Consider the following 15,596-nt stretch of genomic DNA (forward strand, 5'->3'; position numbering starts at 1 on the left):
AGGACACGGGATGATGGCACGGCGGCTTGGGGATGGATTGGCCCCAAACCGCCCGCCAGCGCCCGTGTAGGGGCAAAGCCCCGCCTAATGGACAGTCTGGGATCAGCCCTGCCACTGCGCCCAGACTTTTTCCAGACGCTTGAGCGATACCGGCATGGGCGTGCGCAGCTCTTGGGCGAACAGCGACACCCGCAGTTCTTCGAGCAGCCAACGCAGCTCTTGCAGGCGTGGCGGCAAGTGCCCGTGATAACTCGCCGCCTCGCGCTGCCAGCGGGTGAGCCAAGGGGCGAGCTGGGTGCCGAGTTGCGCATCGCGGGCCGGATCGGTGCGAAATTTATCCAGCCGCCGCCCGATGGCCTGCAGATAGCGGGGAAAGTGCGCGATTTGCGCGGGCGGCGTTTCGGCGATGAAACGCGGGGGCAACAAGGCCTGCAGCTGGGCGCGGATGTCGGCGTGCAGCGCGGGCTGGTTCTTGAACGCGGCGAGTTTTTTCTGCACTTGCGCGTATTCGTCCAGAATCTGCGCCGCCAGCCGCGCCATTTCGGCGGCCAGCAGTTGAAAGCGGGGCTTGCCCTCGCTCAAGCGTTGGGCGAAGGCAGATTTGTCGGCAGGCAGCGGCTCGGCGAGAAAGGCCCGGTCGAGCGCCGCATCCACAATCTGCGCGCGCAGCAGTTCGGCGGTGCCCAGCGACATGAACTGCATCGCCGCCTGCTGGAATCCGGGCAGATTTTTTTCCGCGTGCTTGATCTGATCGCGCAGTTGCAGGGCGAACAGACGCCGCAGGCCGCTACGGTGCAACCGCGCGGCTTCCTCGGCGGTGTCGAACACCTCCACATCGACCGCGCCGCCCTTGTCCACCAGGGCGGGAAAGCCGATCAGGGTGTGCGCGCCCCGGCGTAGTTCCAGTAGTTCCGGCAGGGCGTCGCAAGTCCAGTCGGTCAGTCCTTGCAGCGCATCGGTGGGCACATTGATGGGCGCCTCGCTCGGCGCTGCGGCCGCCGCGCCGGCCGCAGCGCGGGGAGGTGCCGGGGCTTCGGACGGGGCCTTGGCGTCTTTTTGCGGAGACAGCCCGGTGCGCAGTTTGGCCAGTTCGGCAAACGCGCTGCGTGAAGCCTGACCGTGATCGGCGCGCAGTTTGTCGATGTCTCGCCCGACGTCGATGCGCCGTCCGTGGGCGTCGATCACCTGCACGTTGAAAAACAGATGGGGCCCGAGGGTTTCGAGCTTGAAGTCGGTGCGCTGCAGCGCCAGCCCGGTGTGCTCGCGCACCAGATCGCGCAAGGCGTCGAGCAGATCGCCCTGGCCGAATCGCTCGGCCGTCGTGAGCTGCGCGGCGAACGCCTCGGCGGTTTGCGGCAGCGGCACGAGGCGTGAACGCGGGCGCTGCGGCAGACTTTTGAGCAGCGCCAGAATCTTTTCCTTGAGCAGCCCCGGCACCAGCCATTGCAGCCGCTGCGCCGGTATCTGGTTGAGCGCTGCCAGCGGCGCCTGCACCGTGACGCCGTCGCGCACGCCGCCGGGGTCGAAGGTGTAGTCGAGCTGCAGCTCGAGCGCGCCGAGTTTGAGGCGATTGGGAAACGTCTCGGTGGTGATGCCGGCCGCTTCGTGGCGCATCAACTCGTCGCGCTGCAGGAACAGCAGCTTCGGCTTGGCCCGCACCGCATCGCGATACCAGCGGTCGAAACTGGCGCCGCCGTGCACTTCGTCGGGCACTTGCTGGTCGTAGAAGGCGTAGATCAGTTCTTCGTCCACCAGCACGTCGAGCCGCCGCGCCTTGTGTTCGAGACGTTCGATGTCGGCGATCAGCGCCTGGTTGTGCTGGAAAAACGGCCAGCGGCAGTCCCACTCGCCCGCCACCAGGGCCTCGCGCAGAAAGATCTCGCGCGCCTGCTTGGGGTCGAAACGACCAAAATCCACCCGTCGCTGGTTGTAAACCACCAGTCCGTACAGCGTCGCGCGCTCGAAGGCAGTGACTTGCGCTGGCTTCTTTTCCCAATGCGGATCGAGCAGGCTGGTCTTGAGCAGGTGCGCGCCTACGCGCTCCAGCCACTGCGGCTCGATGCGCGCCACGCCGCGGGCATACAGCCGCGTGGTTTCCACCAGCTCCGCCGCCATGATCCACCGCCCGGCCTTGCGCCCCAGCGGCGACGACGGATGGATGGCAAAGCGAATGCCTCTCGCGCCTAGGTACTGGGCATTGTCTTCGCCCTTGTAGCCCACGTTGCCGAGCAGGCCGCTGAGCAAAGCGCAATGAATCTGCTCATAAGTGGCTTCGGTCGTGTTGAGCCGCCAGCCCTGCTCGGCTACCAGGGTGTGAAGCTGGCTGTGCACGTCATGCCATTCGCGCAGGCGCAGCGGCGACAGATACTGGCCACGCAGTTCGCCCCACAATTTGCGCTGCGACTTTTTGTGGGCAATGGCCGCGTGGTAATGCGCCCAGAGCTTGAGCAAGCCGAGAAATTCGGAGCGCTCGTCGCTGAACTTGCGATGCGCTTCATCGGCCGCCTGCTGCGCCTCGGCGGGGCGTTCGCGCGGGTCTTGCACCGACAGCGCCGCGGCGATGATCAGCACTTCGGTCAGTGCCTCGCGGTTGCGCGCCTCCAGAATCATGCGGCCGATGCGCGGGTCCAGCGGCAGTCGGGCAAGCTCGCGGCCCAGAGGGGTGAGCGCATTGCGGTCGTCCACCGCGCCCAGTTCGGTGAGCAGCTGGTAGCCGTCGGCAATCGCCTTGCCCGGCGGCGGCTCGATGAAGGGAAACTGCTCGATGGAATCCAGCCCCAGCGCCTTCATGCGCAGAATGACCGCGGCCAGCGAAGACCGCTGGATTTCCGGCGTGGTGAAGCGCGGCCGCTCGGCGAACTCGGCTTCGCCGTACAGCCGGATGCACACGCCGTTGGCCACCCGGCCGCAACGGCCCGCGCGTTGCTGCGCCGCCGCCTGGCTGATGGGCTCGACCTGCAGCATCTCCACCTTGTTACGGTAGCTGTAGCGTTTCACCCGCGCCAGACCAGCGTCGATGACGTAGCGGATGCCAGGCACGGTCAGCGAGGTTTCGGCCACATTGGTTGCCAGCACGATGCGCCGCGCACCGCCCGAGGCAAACACCCGGTCTTGCTCGGCCTGCGACAGGCGGGCGTAAAGCGGTAGGATTTCCACGCCGACACGCTTGGTGTCGAGATGGTGTTTGCGCAGCGCCGCCTCGGCTTCGCGGATTTCGCGCTCGCCAGGCAGAAACACCAGAATGTCGCCGGAGCCGAGCCGCCAAAGCTCGTCCACCGCATCGCAGATCGCCGCAGACTGGTCGCGGTCGTCGCCCTTGTCGATGCCAAAAGGCCGCCAGCGCACTTCCACCGGATACAGCCGCCCCGAAACTTCGATGACTGGAGCAAGGCTGCCCGAAACATCGGCAAAGTGCTCCGCAAACCGCTGCGCATCGATGGTGGCCGAAGTCACGATCACCTTCAGGTCAGGACGGCGCGGCAGCAACTGTTTGAGGTAGCCCAGCAGCACGTCGATGTTCAGGCTGCGCTCGTGCGCCTCGTCGATGATCAGGGTGTCGTAGGCGCGCAGCAGCGGGTCGGTCTGGGTTTCCGCCAGCAAGATGCCGTCGGTCATCAGCTTGATCGACGCCCCGGGCTGCAGCCGGTCGTTGAACCGCACCTTGTATCCGGCAATCGCGCCCAGCTCGCTGCCGAGTTCCTGCGCCACGCGCTTTGCGATACTGGTGGCCGCCAGCCGCCGCGGCTGGGTGTGGCCGATCAGCCCCGTTCCGCCCGCTCCTAGCCCGCGGCCGATGGACAGCGCGATCTTGGGCAACTGTGTGGTCTTGCCCGATCCGGTTTCGCCGCAGACGATCACCACCTGATGCTCGCGCAGCGCACGCGCGATGTCTTCGCGCCGCAGCGAAACCGGCAGATCTTCAGGAAAGCGCACTTCGCCCACGGGCGTGGCCGCCACAGGCTTGCGCGGCGCGGCAGCATGGCGCTGGCGAGGGGGTCGGGCGGCGGTGGATTCGGGCATGGAAGACATCAAAAACAAAAGCAACCCGACATTTTCGGATAATCGGGCCATGATCGCCCAGCAAGAACAATTCGTCGATTGGCTGCGCTCCGTCGCGCCTTACATCCATGCCCATCGCGGCAAGACCTTTGTGGTCGCCATCGCCGGCGAACTGATCGCGGCCGGACGCCTCAACGCGCTGGTGCAGGACGTTGCGCTGCTCACCGCGATGGGCGTGCGCATCGTGCTCGTGCACGGCTTTCGTCCGCAGGTCGAAGCGCAGTTGCGCGAAAAAGGCGTCGGCGCGCGCTACTCGCACGGCATGCGGGTGACCGATGAAGTCGCGCTCGATGCCGCGCAGGAAGCCGCGGGCCAGTTGCGCTTCGAGATTGAAGCTACGTTCTCGCAAGGCCTGCCCAACACGCCGATGGCCGGCGCCACCGTGCGCGTGGTCTCCGGCAATTTCATCATCGCCCGCCCCGTGGGCGTGATCGACGGCCTTGATTTCCAGCACACCGGGCTGGTCCGCAAGGTCGATGCGCCCACCATTCAGCGCGCGCTTGAATATGGCGCGGTCGTGCTCATGTCGCCCTTCGGCTACTCGCCCACGGGTGAAGCCTTCAACCTCAGCATGGAAGACGTGGCCAGCAGCGTGGGCGCGGCCATCAAGGCGGAAAAGCTCGTGCTGATCACCGAGGTGGACGGCGTGATCGACGACGCGCACAACCTCATCCCCGAACTGACCGTGGCGCAGGCCGAGAGCCTGCTGTCGCGCCTGCCCGATCCGCAACAGCCCACCGACACCGCGTTTTATTTGCGCCACGCGGTACGCGCCGTGCGCGGCGGCGTGACGCGTGCGCACATCGTGCCGTTTGCCATCGACGGCTCGCTGCTGCTCGAACTCTTCACCCACGACGGCGTGGGCACCATGATCGCCGACGAGCATCTCGAACATCTGCGGCAAGCCACGGCCGACGACGTGGGCGGCATCCTGCAACTCATCGAGCCGCTGGAAGAACAAGGCGTGCTGGTCAAGCGTAGCCGCACCGAAATCGAACGCGACATCAGCTACTACACGGTACTGGAGCACGACGGCATCATCTTCGGCTGCGCCGCGCTCTACCCCTTCGCCGAGCAGAAAACCGGCGAAATGGCCGCGCTCACCGTTCACCCGTCCGCCCAAGGTCAGGGCGATGGCGAGCGCATCCTCAAACACATCGAACAACGCGCTCGGGCGCTGGGACTGCACAGCATTTTTGTGCTCACCACCCGCACCATGCACTGGTTTCTCAAGCGGGGCTTTGTGCTGGTCGAGCGCGAATGGCTGCCGCCCGAGCGCCGCCTGCGCTACGACGACCAGCGACGCTCGCGTGTGCTGGTCAAACATCTCGGTTGAAACCTCAATAAAGGACACTTTCATGGCACGCACGATTCACTGCATCAAACTCGGCCGCGAGGCTGAAGGCCTCGATTTCGCCCCCTACCCCGGCGAACTCGGCGCACGCATCTACAACAACGTCTCCAAAGAGGCCTGGGCCGCCTGGCTCAAACACCAGACCATGCTGGTGAATGAAAACCGCCTCAACCTCGCCGATGCCCGCGCCCGCCAATACCTGGCGCGGCAGATGGAAAAATACTTTTTCGGCGAAGGCGCCGAAATGCCGCAAGGCTATGTGCCGCCCACAGCCTGAGTGAACTGAGCAGCCTGAAGCTGGACGCAATACAGATACCGCACACTCACCGCACGAATACTCTATGCAGTATTTTGTGCGGCTTTTCCGGATTCCTACAACAATTCACACAGTCGCGCAATCAACACTAAACACAATGTGGTGTATGCGCATGCCCTCCTAACATCACCTCAGCCTCAAATACTCAAATCAGTATTTCGAGTCATCGCCGTGTTGGAGCGGCGCCATCAACCACCTATGGAGGCCGGGCTGCTCGCTCGGTAGGAGACAAAAGAATGCATCTGAAAAAACTGGCACTCTCGCTGGCCCTGGCCGGCATCGCACTTCCCGCAGCGCACGCGACCGACGGGTACTTCCAGCCCGGCTTCAGCGTGAAGGCCAACGGCATGGGCGGCGTGGGCATCGCCCTGCCACAAGACGCGCTGGCCGCCGCTACCAACCCGGCTGGCATGGCCCTGATTGGTAATCGTGTTGACGGTGGGCTCAGTCTGTTCCGCCCGAACCGTGAGGCCAAAATCAACGGCACGACCTACAGCGGCAATGATCAGCAGAACTTCATCATCCCGGAAATCGGCGCCAACTACATGATCAACCCGACCATGTCGGCTGGCGTGAGCTTGTATGGCAACGGCGGGATGAACTCGGGCTACAGCAACATCGGCGGATCCATGACGGGTCTGGCCAATGGCGCCGGCGTCGATCTGCAACAGATGTTCATTTCGCCCAGTTTCGCCTGGCGCGTAACGCCGACTCAAACCATCGGCGTGGCAGTGAATTTGGTGCATCAAACCTTCCGAGCAAATGGCCTGGGTGCTTTTTCTATGGCATCGCAATCCCACTCGAATCTGACGGATAACGGACACGATTCCTCCAATGGCGTCGGCGTGCGCATCGGCTGGATTGGCGAACTGGCACCCGGTTTCTCGCTTGGCGCCACCTATCAGCCCAAGACGCACATGAGCAAATTCAGCAAATACAGCGGTCTGTTTGCTGACAGCGGCAGCTTTGATATTCCGGCGAATTACGGTATCGGCTTTGCCTGGAAAACTGGCCCGCTGACGGTTGCTGGTGATGTTGAACGCATTCTCTACAGCGACGTCAGCGCGATCGGCAACACATCGACCACCTTTCTGCAGAACCCCCTTGGCGCCCCGAATGGCCCTGGCTTCGGCTGGAAAAACATCACCGTTGTCAAACTCGGCGTGGCTTATGCGATCGACCAGGCTTTGACGGTGCGCGCCGGGTGGAACCACAGCGACAATCCGGTCACCTCGCAGAATGTGTTCTTCAACACCATTGCTCCTGGGGTGATCAAGGATCACCTCACGCTGGGCATGACCTACGCTGTGAGCAACACGATGGAAGTCTCGGCCGATTACATCCACGCCTTCAAGAGCGACGTGACTGGCAATCTCGCACCGCCGCCTTATGGCCCCGGTGGCACCGAGGACCTGTCCATGTCCCAGAACACTCTGGGCGTGTCGGTGGGCTGGAAGTTCTGATTCGCCCCAACCCAGAAAACCGCGGCCTCGGCTGCGGTTTTTTTATTCCCGTTTCCCCGACAATTCCAGCCATGCTGCCCTGCTACGTTCTGCTCGATCTCGAAACCACCGGCTCTAATCCGGTGCTCAATCGCATCACCGAAGTGGCGGTCATGCGGGTTGAGCAGGGGGAAGTGGTCGCGAAGTGGAGTCGGCTGGTCAATCCGGGGCAGCGCATTCCGCCTTTCATCCAGCAGCTCACTGGCATCGACGACGCCATGGTGGCGGGAGCTCCGGCGTTTGGCGAGGTGCTGCCCGAACTACTCGCCGCGTTGGACGGCGCCGTGCTCGTGGCGCATAACGTGCGCTTCGACCACGGTTTTCTGAAGCAGGCCGCGGCGCGCGAAGGAGTGGATCTGCGGGTGAAAACCTTATGCACCGTACGCCTGTCGCGCAAGCTCTACCCGCAGGCCCGCGGGCATGGGCTGGACGCCATCATGCGCCGCCACGGGCTGCACACCACGGCGCGCCACCGGGCGATGGGCGATGTTGAGCTACTGCATCAATGGCTACATATCGCCCAGACGGAACTTGGCCCTGCCTCGGTGCAGACTGCGGCTCTGGAGTTGTTGCGCGGCAGTGCGAGCCTGCCGCCGCATCTGGAAACCCCGGTGGACGACATTCCCGAAGCGTCCGGGGTCTATCTGTTCTACGGCGAAGGTGAAGTGCCGCTCTACATCGGCAAGAGCGTGCGTCTGCGCGCCCGGGTGCTGTCGCACTTTCAGGCGGATCACCGCGACGCGCGGGAATTGCGCCTGGCGCAGGAGGTGCGGCGGGTCGAATGGCGCGAGACGGCGGGTGAGTTTGGCGCCCTGCTGCTGGAGATGCGGCTCATCAAGGAACTGCAGCCCCTGCTCAACCGGCAACTGCGCCGCGAGCGACAGCTTTGCGCCTGGCGGCTGGCGGAAGATCCCGTGGCGCGGCCGCTGCTCACGCTGGTGCGCGGTGACGCACTCGATCCGCGATTTTTCCCGCAGTTGTATGGCTGTTACCGGAGCAAGCGACAGGCCGTCGAGGCCTTACGCGCCCTCGCCCAGCGCCACGCGCTGTGCCCGCAGGCGCTGGGGCTTGAATCGGGCAAGGGCCGCTGCTTCGCGCAGCAAATCGGTCAGTGCAAGGGGGTGTGCTGTGGCCTCGAATCAGCCGAGCGGCATCACGCCCGCCTGCTGCTGGCGCTGGCTGCGAAACGCCTGCGCGCCTGGCCTTACGACGGGCCCGTCGGGCTGCGCGAGCACAGCCCTGAGCAGGATCGCACCGAGGTGCATGTATTCGACCAATGGCGGCATCTGGGCACGGCGCGTTGCGAAAACGATCTGGCCGAGTTGATGGAGGGCCGACGCGAGGCCGACAGCGGCGGCTTCGACCTGGACATCTATCGTCTGCTGCTGAGCCGTTTAGCGGGCGCCAAGGGCCCGCCGCCCGATCTGATCCGCCTGCGGTGAACCGCGACGGCTCAGCCGTGTTCCTTGGCGTGGTTGATCGAGTATTTCGGAATCTCGATGGTCACGTCTTCGTCAGCCAGAATGGCCTGGCAGGATAGACGCGAGGTGGGCTCCAGTCCCCAGGCGCGGTCGAGCAGATCTTCTTCGCTTTCGTCGAGTTCACCCAGGCTGTCATAGCCCTTGCGCACCACCACATGACAGGTGGTGCAGGCGCATTGCATGTCGCAGGCGTGTTCGATGGGCACGCCGTTTTCCAGCAGGGCCTCGCAAATCGAGGTGCCGCGCCCGGCGCTGACTTGTTTGCCTTGCGGGCAGTATTCGGGATGCGGCAGAACCGTGATGATGGGCATGGTGAGAATCGAGAAAAGTCTCAGGACGCCGTGCTGGACGGCGTGTCGGTGAGCTGCGCGATCTGATCGACGGATTGACCCGCCAGCGCGCGTTGAATGCTGCGGTTCATGCGCCGCTCGGCAAACGCATCGGTCTGCCGCGTCAGCGCCTCGGTGGCGAGGCGGATCTGATCGATGTCGCCGCCTTGTTCGGCCTGCGCCAGCGCGGCCATGTCCGTGTGAATCTGCGCGACTTCCTGCTCGCTCAGCAGATCGCGGTCGAGCTGCATGGCGTTGCGTGTGGCGGCCAGCAGGGCCTGAGCGTCCACCCGCGCTTCCTGCAGCATGCGGGCGTCGCGGTCATCTTGGGCGTGGGCCACGCTGTCGTGCAGCATCTGCGCTATTTGCGCGTCGTCCAGGCCGTAAGCCGGTTTGACCTGCACCTGGGCCTGCACGCCGGTGGTCAGCTCTTGCGCGCTGACTTCGAGCAGACCGTCGGCGTCGACGGCGAAGGTCACGCGGATACGCGCGGCGCCCGCCACCATGGGCGGAATGCCGCGCAGCTCGAAGCGCGCCAGCGAACGACAGTCGCTCACCAGTTCGCGCTCGCCCTGCACCACATGAATGGCCATGGCGGTCTGCCCGTCGCGGAAGGTGGTGAAGTCTTGCGCTCGCGCCTGAGGAATGGTGCTGTTGCGCGGCAGAATGTGCTCGACCAGCCCGCCCATGGTTTCGACGCCCAGCGACAGGGGAATGACATCGAGCAGCAATACATCGTCGGCCCCGGCATTGCCCGCCAGCGCGTTGGCCTGAATGGCTGCGCCCAGCGCCACCACTTCGTCAGGATTGAGATCGGTGAGCGGCGCCTTGCCCATGACGCGCGCAACCGCCTGGCGAATCATGGGCATGCGCGTGGCGCCGCCCACGAGCACCACGCCCTGCACGTCTGAGGCACTGACCTGCGCATCGCTCAAAGCGCGGCGCAACAGCGCAAGGGTGCGTTTCACCAGATCGGCGCTGGCCTGCTCGAAATCGTCGCGCTGCAAAGTGCCGGTGTGAGAGGCCCCATCGGCCAGTGCCACGGTGTATTCCACCGAGCTGGCCGCGCTCAGCGGTTCTTTGGCTTGGCGTGCGGCCATGCGCCACCGCCGTTGCAGGCTGGCTGACAGCTCGGGATTGCCGGCCTGCTGCCGCATCAGCGCCTCGATGCGCTGGTCGAAATCGTCACCGCCCAGCGCTGTGTCGCCGCTGGTGGCGACCACTTCGAACACTCCTTTGCTCAGCCGCAGCACGGAAAGATCGAAGGTACCTCCGCCCAGGTCGTAAATGACATACAGACCTTCGGCGCCATGATCGAGGCCGTAGGCCAGCGCCGCGGCCGTGGGTTCGTTGATAAGGCGCAGCACATGCAAACCCGCGAGTTGCGCGGCGTCTTTGGTCGCCTGACGCTGGGCATCGTCGAAGTAGGCGGGCACGGTGATCACCGCACCGACCAGCTCGCCGCCCAGCGTGTCTTCAGCACGCCAGCGCAGCACGCGCAGGATGTCGGCCGAGACTTGAACCGGCGTCATCTCGCCAGCGGCGGTCTGGAATCGGACCATGCGCGCATCGTGATTGATGCGGTAATGCGCGAGCGCCGTCGGCGGCAGATCGCTCGGGCTGCGACCCATATAGCGTTTGACCGAAACGAGGGTATTGGCCGGATCGAGCGCCTGCTCTTCACGCGCGCGCAGGCCCACTTCGGCGCGGCCATCAGCGTGGTAGTGCACCACGGAGGGCAGCAGCACCTCTCCCTGCGCATCAGGCAGACATTGCGGTGAGCCGCTGAGCACGGCGGCGACGAGCGAATGCGTGGTGCCCAGATCAATGCCCACGGCACGTCGGTGCTGGTGCGGGTCGGGCGATTGTCCGGGTTCGGAGATTTGCAACAGGGCCATGGCAAAAGGGAGGTAATCGCTCAGCTCGGCCAGTGTTGAATCGAGGTGCCGGAGCGAGGAAATGAAATCAATCGAGTATCAAACGGGCATCAAGCGGAGGGCTGCGGCAAGGAATCGGCCGTGCGCCGCAGCTCTTCGACAAAACGGTCGAGAAACAACAGGGCGCGCACCTGCTCGGCGGCCGCTTGAGGGGCGTTCTGTTCATCGAGCGCCTGACGAATGGCTTCGATGCGCTGAGCGCGCTGCGCCTGCACCTCGGCCCGCAAGGTCTCAAGCCCGCTTGCATCGGCCGCTTCCCGCAACTCATCGAGCGCTTCGCGCCATTGCATCTGCTGCATCAGAAATTCGGTCGGCATGGCGGTGTTGTTCTCTGCCTGCACCGCCACGCCACGCCGCTCGCACAGGTAGGACGCGCGCTGAACCGGGTTCTTGAGGGTGAGGAAGGCCGCGTTGGCTTGCGCCGCCATCTGCATGGCCAAGCGCTTGTCGCGATCCGACCCGGAGGCGAATCGGTCGGGATGCACTTGCGACTGCACCGCGAGCCGCGCCCGTTCCAACTGCGCTGCGTCGAGGGAAAAGGTTTCGGGAAGGCCGAACAGGGCGAAATAAGACTGAGCGAGATCCATCAGATCAAAGGCGCCGAGCGACGTCCATGAGCAAGGCGCCGAAGCCGCTCAAACCCGGAACGACTCGCCGCAGCCGCAGCGATCTTTTTCGTTGGGGTTGTTGAACTGGAAGCCTTCGTTCAAGCCCTGGCGCACGAAATCAAGCTCGGTGCCGTCCACGTAGGCCAGGCTCTTGGGATCGACCAGAATCTTGACACCGTGGCTGTCGAACACCTGATCTTCCTCAGACGCTTGATCGACGAATTCGAGCTTATAGGCCATGCCGGAGCAGCCGGTGGTCTTGATGCCCAGGCGCACTCCCAGCCCCGCACCCCGCTTGGCGAGATGGCGCTGCACCTGCTCGGCCGCGCGCTCGGTCAATGTGACTGACATCTTCAGTTCCCTCGATTCCCTTGGTCTACGTCTAATTGAGCGCGCTCAGGCTGCCTGGGCCTGCTCAGTGGCTAGCGCTTGCCCGGCAGTACGACCATGACGCTGCTGGTAATCGCTCACTGCGGCCTTGATGGCGTCCTCGGCCAGGATGGAGCAATGAATCTTGACCGGCGGCAGCGCCAGTTCTTCGGCGATCTGGCTGTTGCGAATTTCAAGCGCTTGATCGAGCGTCTTGCCCTTGACCCACTCGGTCACCAGCGAAGACGAGGCTATGGCCGAACCGCAGCCGTAGGTTTTGAAGCGGGCATCTTCGATCACGCCTTGATCGTTGACGCGGATCTGCAGCTTCATCACATCGCCACACGCCGGAGCGCCCACCATGCCGGTGCCGACCTGCGGGTCGTCCTTGGAAAAAGAGCCCACGTTACGCGGGTTTTCATAATGGTCCACCACTTTGTCACTGTAAGCCATGATCTTGTCCTCCTCGAAGCGCTCGCCGGAAGCGGCGAACGACACATCCAATAATTCCGATCTCTATTGTCGGCTATTTGCACAACCCTGATGCAGATAGGCGCTTAGCCGCAAGGAGCTCAGTGCGCCGCCCACTGGATGGTGCTGATATCGATGCCTTCCTTGTACATGTCCCAGAGGGGCGAGAGATCACGCAGCTTGGCCACACTCTCGCGCAGCTGACGCACGGCGGAGTCGATTTCCTCTTCGGTGGTGTAGCGACCGATGGTCATGCGCAGCGAGGAATGCGCCAGCTCATCGCTGCGGCCCAGGGCGCGCAACACATACGAGGGCTCCAGGCTGGCGGAAGTGCAGGCCGAGCCGCTGGATACTGCAATACCCTTGATCGCCATGATCAGCGATTCGCCCTCGACATAGTTGAAACTGATGTTGAGGTTGTGCGGCACGCGGCGCTCGAGGTCGCCGTTCACATAAACCTCTTCGATGTCTTTGAGGCCGTCGAGCAGGCGCTGCTGCAGCATGCGGGCGCGCTCGATGCTGGCCCCGAGTTCGGCCTTGGCGATGCGAAACGCCTCACCCATGCCCACGATCTGATGCGTGGGCAGGGTGCCCGAGCGCAGGCCGCGCTCGTGTCCGCCACCGTGCATTTGCGGAATCAGCCGCACCCGCGGCTTGCGCCGCACATACAGCGCGCCGATGCCCTTGGGGCCATAAGTCTTGTGCGAAGCCAAGCTCATCAGATCGACGGGCCAAGTTTGCAGATCGATCACCATCTTGCCGGTGGCCTGCGCCGCGTCGACATGAAAAATGATGCCGCGCTCGCGGCAGATGCGGCCGATTTCCGGAATGTCCTGAATCACGCCGATCTCGTTGTTGACCAGCATGACCGAAACCAGAATGGTGTCGGGCCGCAGCGCCGCCTTGAATACGTCGAGGTCGAGCAGACCGTTGGGCTGCACGTCGAGATAGGTGGCCTCAAAACCCCGGCGCTCCATTTCGCGCACGGTATCGAGCACCGCCTTGTGCTCTGTCTTGACGGTGACGATGTGCTTGCCCTTGCCTTGATAGAACTCCGCAGCGCCCTTGATGGCGAGGTTGTTCGACTCGGTGGCACCGGACGTCCAGATGATTTCCTTGGCGTCGGCGTTGATCAGCGCGGCCACTTGCTCGCGAGCCTTTTCCACCGCAGCCTCCGCCTCCCAGCCCCAGGCATGACTACGAGACGCCGGGTTGCCGAAATGCTCGCGCAGCCAGGGAATCATGGCATCGACCACCCGCGGGTCCACGGGCGTGGTTGCTGCGTAGTCCATGTAAATCGGAAGATGAGGCGTGGTGGACATGGTGGGAATGCTCAGTGGAAATGCTCAGGATGTGTGCTCGTTATCGGCGAAAATTCATCGCGAAATGCACCCGACACGTACCCGGCGCGCAGCGCCGGGCTCAAATCTCTTGAAACCAGGCTTAATTCAAAGTCTGCGCGAGGTTGAACACCGAGTTCGGCGCCTTGACCTTGATCGGCTTGGCCGTCACCGGCAACGGAGACACGGGTTTACGGGTGATGGCCACTTCTTCCACCGTGACCCCCTTGGCGAGGTTCTGCTCGACCAACCCTTTGAGGTTGACCGAATCGAGAAACTCCACCATCTTGGCATTGAGCTGCGCCCAGAGGTCGTGCGTCATGCAAGGGCCGTTGTCTTCCCCGTTGCAATTTTCTTTGCCGCCGCACTGAGTGGCGTCAAGCGGCTCGTCCACTGCGATGATTATGTCGGCAATGCTGATTTCTTCAGATTTGCGCGAGAGCGTGTAGCCGCCACCAGGGCCGCGCACGGAATCCACCAGCTCATGACGGCGCAGTTTGCCGAACAGCTGCTCCAGATAAGAAAGGGAAATATGCTGGCGCTGGCTGATGCCGGCCAGAGTTACGGGGCCGAGATGTTGACGCATGGCCACGTCGATCATCGCGGTTACGGCAAAACGTCCTTTGGTGGTCAGTCGCATGGCGGCTCTCCTCAACATGAATGATGGCCAGTTGCAACGTCAGGGCGACCGCCTTGGGCAGGCTTGCAGCAGACATTACACAGTGCCGGAATGGAAAATACCCGACGAAACTAGTGGGCTAATTCTACAAATCCCGATCTTTTTCGTCAACATCTCAGACTTTTCCCCAGCCCCAAAGTTCCGACACGGAAGGCAATTTTTTCTGTGATGGCTGCGTGGGTATTCAAGCCGTCTGGTTTATGCTTGGCTTGAAATCAATCCAACGAATAGATCAAACTCATGCGACTGACCCTGCGGCAAATGGAAGTGCTGGTGGAGATTGCGCACAGCCGCAGTGCCACCGCCGCAGGCGACACCCTGTCGATGTCGCAGTCCGCCGTCAGTGCGGCGCTGGCGGAACTGGAAGCGCAGCTCGGTGAACGCGTCTTCGACCGGGTCGGCAAACGGCTGGTGCTCAATGACTCCGGCCGCCTGCTGTTGCCCCGCGCCATGGCCATCCTCGACCAGACCCGCGGCATCGAAGCGCTGTTCAGCGCGGGCGCCGCGGCGCTGCGCATCGGCGCGAGCAGCACCGTGGGCAACGCCATTCTGCCGGGCATCATGGCGGAGTTCTGCCGTGAGTTTCCCGCTGCGCAGTTCTGTCTGCGTGTGGGCAACACCCAGGCCATCGCCGAGGCCGTGGCGCAGTTCGAGGTCGATCTCGGGCTCGTCGAAGGCGCCTGTCACCGCGACGACCTGGCCATTGCACCGTGGCTGCGCGATGCGCTGGTCGTGGTTTGCGCCCCAGACAGTCCTCTGGCGGGCCGCGAGGTCAGTCTGGAGGAGTTGCGCGCAGCCCGCTGGCTGCTGCGTGAGCCGGGTTCGGGCACCCGCGAAACCGTCGAAACCCTGCTGCTCGAACATTTGCACGGCTTCGAGCGGGCCATGGTGCTGGGTAGTTCGGAGGCCATACGCGGCGCGGCCATCGCCGGCCTGGGGCTGACCTGTATTCCCCGCCGATTGGTGCGCGATGCGCTGGATCACGGCCACCTCGTCACCGTGCGCAGCCCGCTGCCGCCCATGCACCGCACGCTCTACATCGTGCATCATCAGAAAAAGACCTTCTCCCAGCCGCTGCAACGCTTTTTGCAGTTCTGCCAGAACTGGCAGGACGATTCTTTTGTTTCTACTCCTGGCTGATTCACAAAGCC

13 protein-coding genes are annotated in these 15,596 nt (G+C 63.6%); 5 read left to right on the forward strand and 8 right to left on the reverse strand.

From position 1 onward, the window contains the following. Positions 1-102: 102 nt before the first annotated feature. Positions 103-4,020, reverse strand: coding sequence for an ATP-dependent RNA helicase HrpA (gene hrpA, locus BIO17B3_RS03565; protein ID WP_156053055.1), 3,918 nt, complete (start codon positions 4,018-4,020; stop codon positions 103-105). 49 nt (positions 4,021-4,069) lie between these two features. Between hrpA and argA the strand changes: the two genes are divergently transcribed. The 4 genes from argA to BIO17B3_RS03585 all read left to right on the forward strand — a co-directional run bounded on the left by argA (position 4,070) and on the right by BIO17B3_RS03585 (position 8,673). Continuing rightward, positions 4,070-5,395 carry an amino-acid N-acetyltransferase gene (gene argA, locus BIO17B3_RS03570; RefSeq protein WP_156053056.1) on the forward strand — a complete coding sequence of 442 codons (1,326 nt, stop codon included), beginning with the start codon at positions 4,070-4,072 and terminating at the stop codon, positions 5,393-5,395. 22 nt (positions 5,396-5,417) lie between these two features. Continuing rightward, positions 5,418-5,690, forward strand: coding sequence for an oxidative damage protection protein (locus tag BIO17B3_RS03575; protein ID WP_013105378.1), 273 nt, complete (start codon positions 5,418-5,420; stop codon positions 5,688-5,690). Between the two features lie 371 nt (positions 5,691-6,061). Beyond that, on the forward strand, positions 6,062-7,192 hold the full coding sequence (locus BIO17B3_RS03580; protein ID WP_232054175.1) for an OmpP1/FadL family transporter: 1,131 nt from the start codon (positions 6,062-6,064) through the stop codon (positions 7,190-7,192). Between the two features lie 71 nt (positions 7,193-7,263). Then, complete coding sequence (locus BIO17B3_RS03585) at positions 7,264-8,673, forward strand: exonuclease domain-containing protein (RefSeq protein WP_156053058.1); 1,410 nt, start codon at positions 7,264-7,266, stop codon at positions 8,671-8,673. An 11-nt stretch (positions 8,674-8,684) separates the two neighbouring features. Here the strand turns inward: BIO17B3_RS03585 and fdx are convergent, their stop codons facing one another. The 7 genes from fdx to iscR form a co-directional block, all read right to left on the reverse strand. Next, on the reverse strand, positions 8,685-9,023 hold the full coding sequence (fdx, locus tag BIO17B3_RS03590) for an ISC system 2Fe-2S type ferredoxin (RefSeq protein WP_013105374.1): 339 nt from the start codon (positions 9,021-9,023) through the stop codon (positions 8,685-8,687). Between the two features lie 20 nt (positions 9,024-9,043). Further along, positions 9,044-10,939, reverse strand: a complete 1,896-nt coding sequence (hscA, locus tag BIO17B3_RS03595; protein ID WP_156053059.1) for a Fe-S protein assembly chaperone HscA — start codon at positions 10,937-10,939, stop codon at positions 9,044-9,046. Positions 10,940-11,028: 89 nt separating this feature from the next. Further along, positions 11,029-11,565: a Fe-S protein assembly co-chaperone HscB gene (hscB, locus tag BIO17B3_RS03600; RefSeq protein ID WP_156053060.1), complete on the reverse strand. Its 537-nt coding sequence runs from the start codon at positions 11,563-11,565 to the stop codon at positions 11,029-11,031. 48 nt (positions 11,566-11,613) lie between these two features. Further along, the gene (gene iscA, locus BIO17B3_RS03605; RefSeq protein ID WP_013105371.1) at positions 11,614-11,937 is read right to left on the reverse strand and encodes an iron-sulfur cluster assembly protein IscA; all 324 of its coding nucleotides are present in this window, start codon (positions 11,935-11,937) and stop codon (positions 11,614-11,616) included. Positions 11,938-11,982: 45 nt separating this feature from the next. Further along, positions 11,983-12,408, reverse strand: a complete 426-nt coding sequence (gene iscU, locus BIO17B3_RS03610; RefSeq protein WP_041609169.1) for a Fe-S cluster assembly scaffold IscU — start codon at positions 12,406-12,408, stop codon at positions 11,983-11,985. Positions 12,409-12,527: 119 nt separating this feature from the next. Next, on the reverse strand, positions 12,528-13,748 hold the full coding sequence (locus tag BIO17B3_RS03615) for an IscS subfamily cysteine desulfurase (protein ID WP_013105369.1): 1,221 nt from the start codon (positions 13,746-13,748) through the stop codon (positions 12,528-12,530). Positions 13,749-13,869: 121 nt separating this feature from the next. Further along, the gene (gene iscR / locus BIO17B3_RS03620) at positions 13,870-14,406 is read right to left on the reverse strand and encodes a Fe-S cluster assembly transcriptional regulator IscR (RefSeq protein ID WP_013105368.1); all 537 of its coding nucleotides are present in this window, start codon (positions 14,404-14,406) and stop codon (positions 13,870-13,872) included. Positions 14,407-14,685: 279 nt separating this feature from the next. Between iscR and BIO17B3_RS03625 the strand changes: the two genes are divergently transcribed. After that, positions 14,686-15,585: a LysR family transcriptional regulator gene (locus BIO17B3_RS03625; RefSeq protein WP_156053061.1), complete on the forward strand. Its 900-nt coding sequence runs from the start codon at positions 14,686-14,688 to the stop codon at positions 15,583-15,585. The last annotated feature ends 11 nt before the right edge of the window (positions 15,586-15,596 follow it).

The organism is Thiomonas sp. OC7, from assembly GCF_900634595.1.
In the GTDB taxonomy this organism is placed as follows: Bacteria; Pseudomonadota; Gammaproteobacteria; order Burkholderiales; family Burkholderiaceae_C; genus Thiomonas; species Thiomonas arsenitoxydans.

What these genes read in the sequence shown, in the direction of transcription:
- argA (WP_156053056.1), top strand. Translation starts at nt 4,070, where the DNA reads ATGATCGCCCAGCAAGAACAATTCGTCGATTGGCTGCGCTCCGTCGCG.
- iscA (WP_013105371.1), bottom strand. Translation starts at nt 11,937, where the DNA reads ATGTCAGTCACATTGACCGAGCGCGCGGCCGAGCAGGTGCAGCGCCAT.
- BIO17B3_RS03625 (WP_156053061.1), top strand. Translation starts at nt 14,686, where the DNA reads ATGCGACTGACCCTGCGGCAAATGGAAGTGCTGGTGGAGATTGCGCAC.
- hscA (WP_156053059.1), bottom strand. Translation starts at nt 10,939, where the DNA reads ATGGCCCTGTTGCAAATCTCCGAACCCGGACAATCGCCCGACCCGCAC.
- BIO17B3_RS03575 (WP_013105378.1), top strand. Translation starts at nt 5,418, where the DNA reads ATGGCACGCACGATTCACTGCATCAAACTCGGCCGCGAGGCTGAAGGC.
- hscB (WP_156053060.1), bottom strand. Translation starts at nt 11,565, where the DNA reads ATGGATCTCGCTCAGTCTTATTTCGCCCTGTTCGGCCTTCCCGAAACC.
- iscR (WP_013105368.1), bottom strand. Translation starts at nt 14,406, where the DNA reads ATGCGACTGACCACCAAAGGACGTTTTGCCGTAACCGCGATGATCGAC.
- BIO17B3_RS03615 (WP_013105369.1), bottom strand. Translation starts at nt 13,748, where the DNA reads ATGTCCACCACGCCTCATCTTCCGATTTACATGGACTACGCAGCAACC.
- BIO17B3_RS03585 (WP_156053058.1), top strand. Translation starts at nt 7,264, where the DNA reads ATGCTGCCCTGCTACGTTCTGCTCGATCTCGAAACCACCGGCTCTAAT.
- hrpA (WP_156053055.1), bottom strand. Translation starts at nt 4,020, where the DNA reads ATGCCCGAATCCACCGCCGCCCGACCCCCTCGCCAGCGCCATGCTGCC.
- fdx (WP_013105374.1), bottom strand. Translation starts at nt 9,023, where the DNA reads ATGCCCATCATCACGGTTCTGCCGCATCCCGAATACTGCCCGCAAGGC.
- iscU (WP_041609169.1), bottom strand. Translation starts at nt 12,408, where the DNA reads ATGGCTTACAGTGACAAAGTGGTGGACCATTATGAAAACCCGCGTAAC.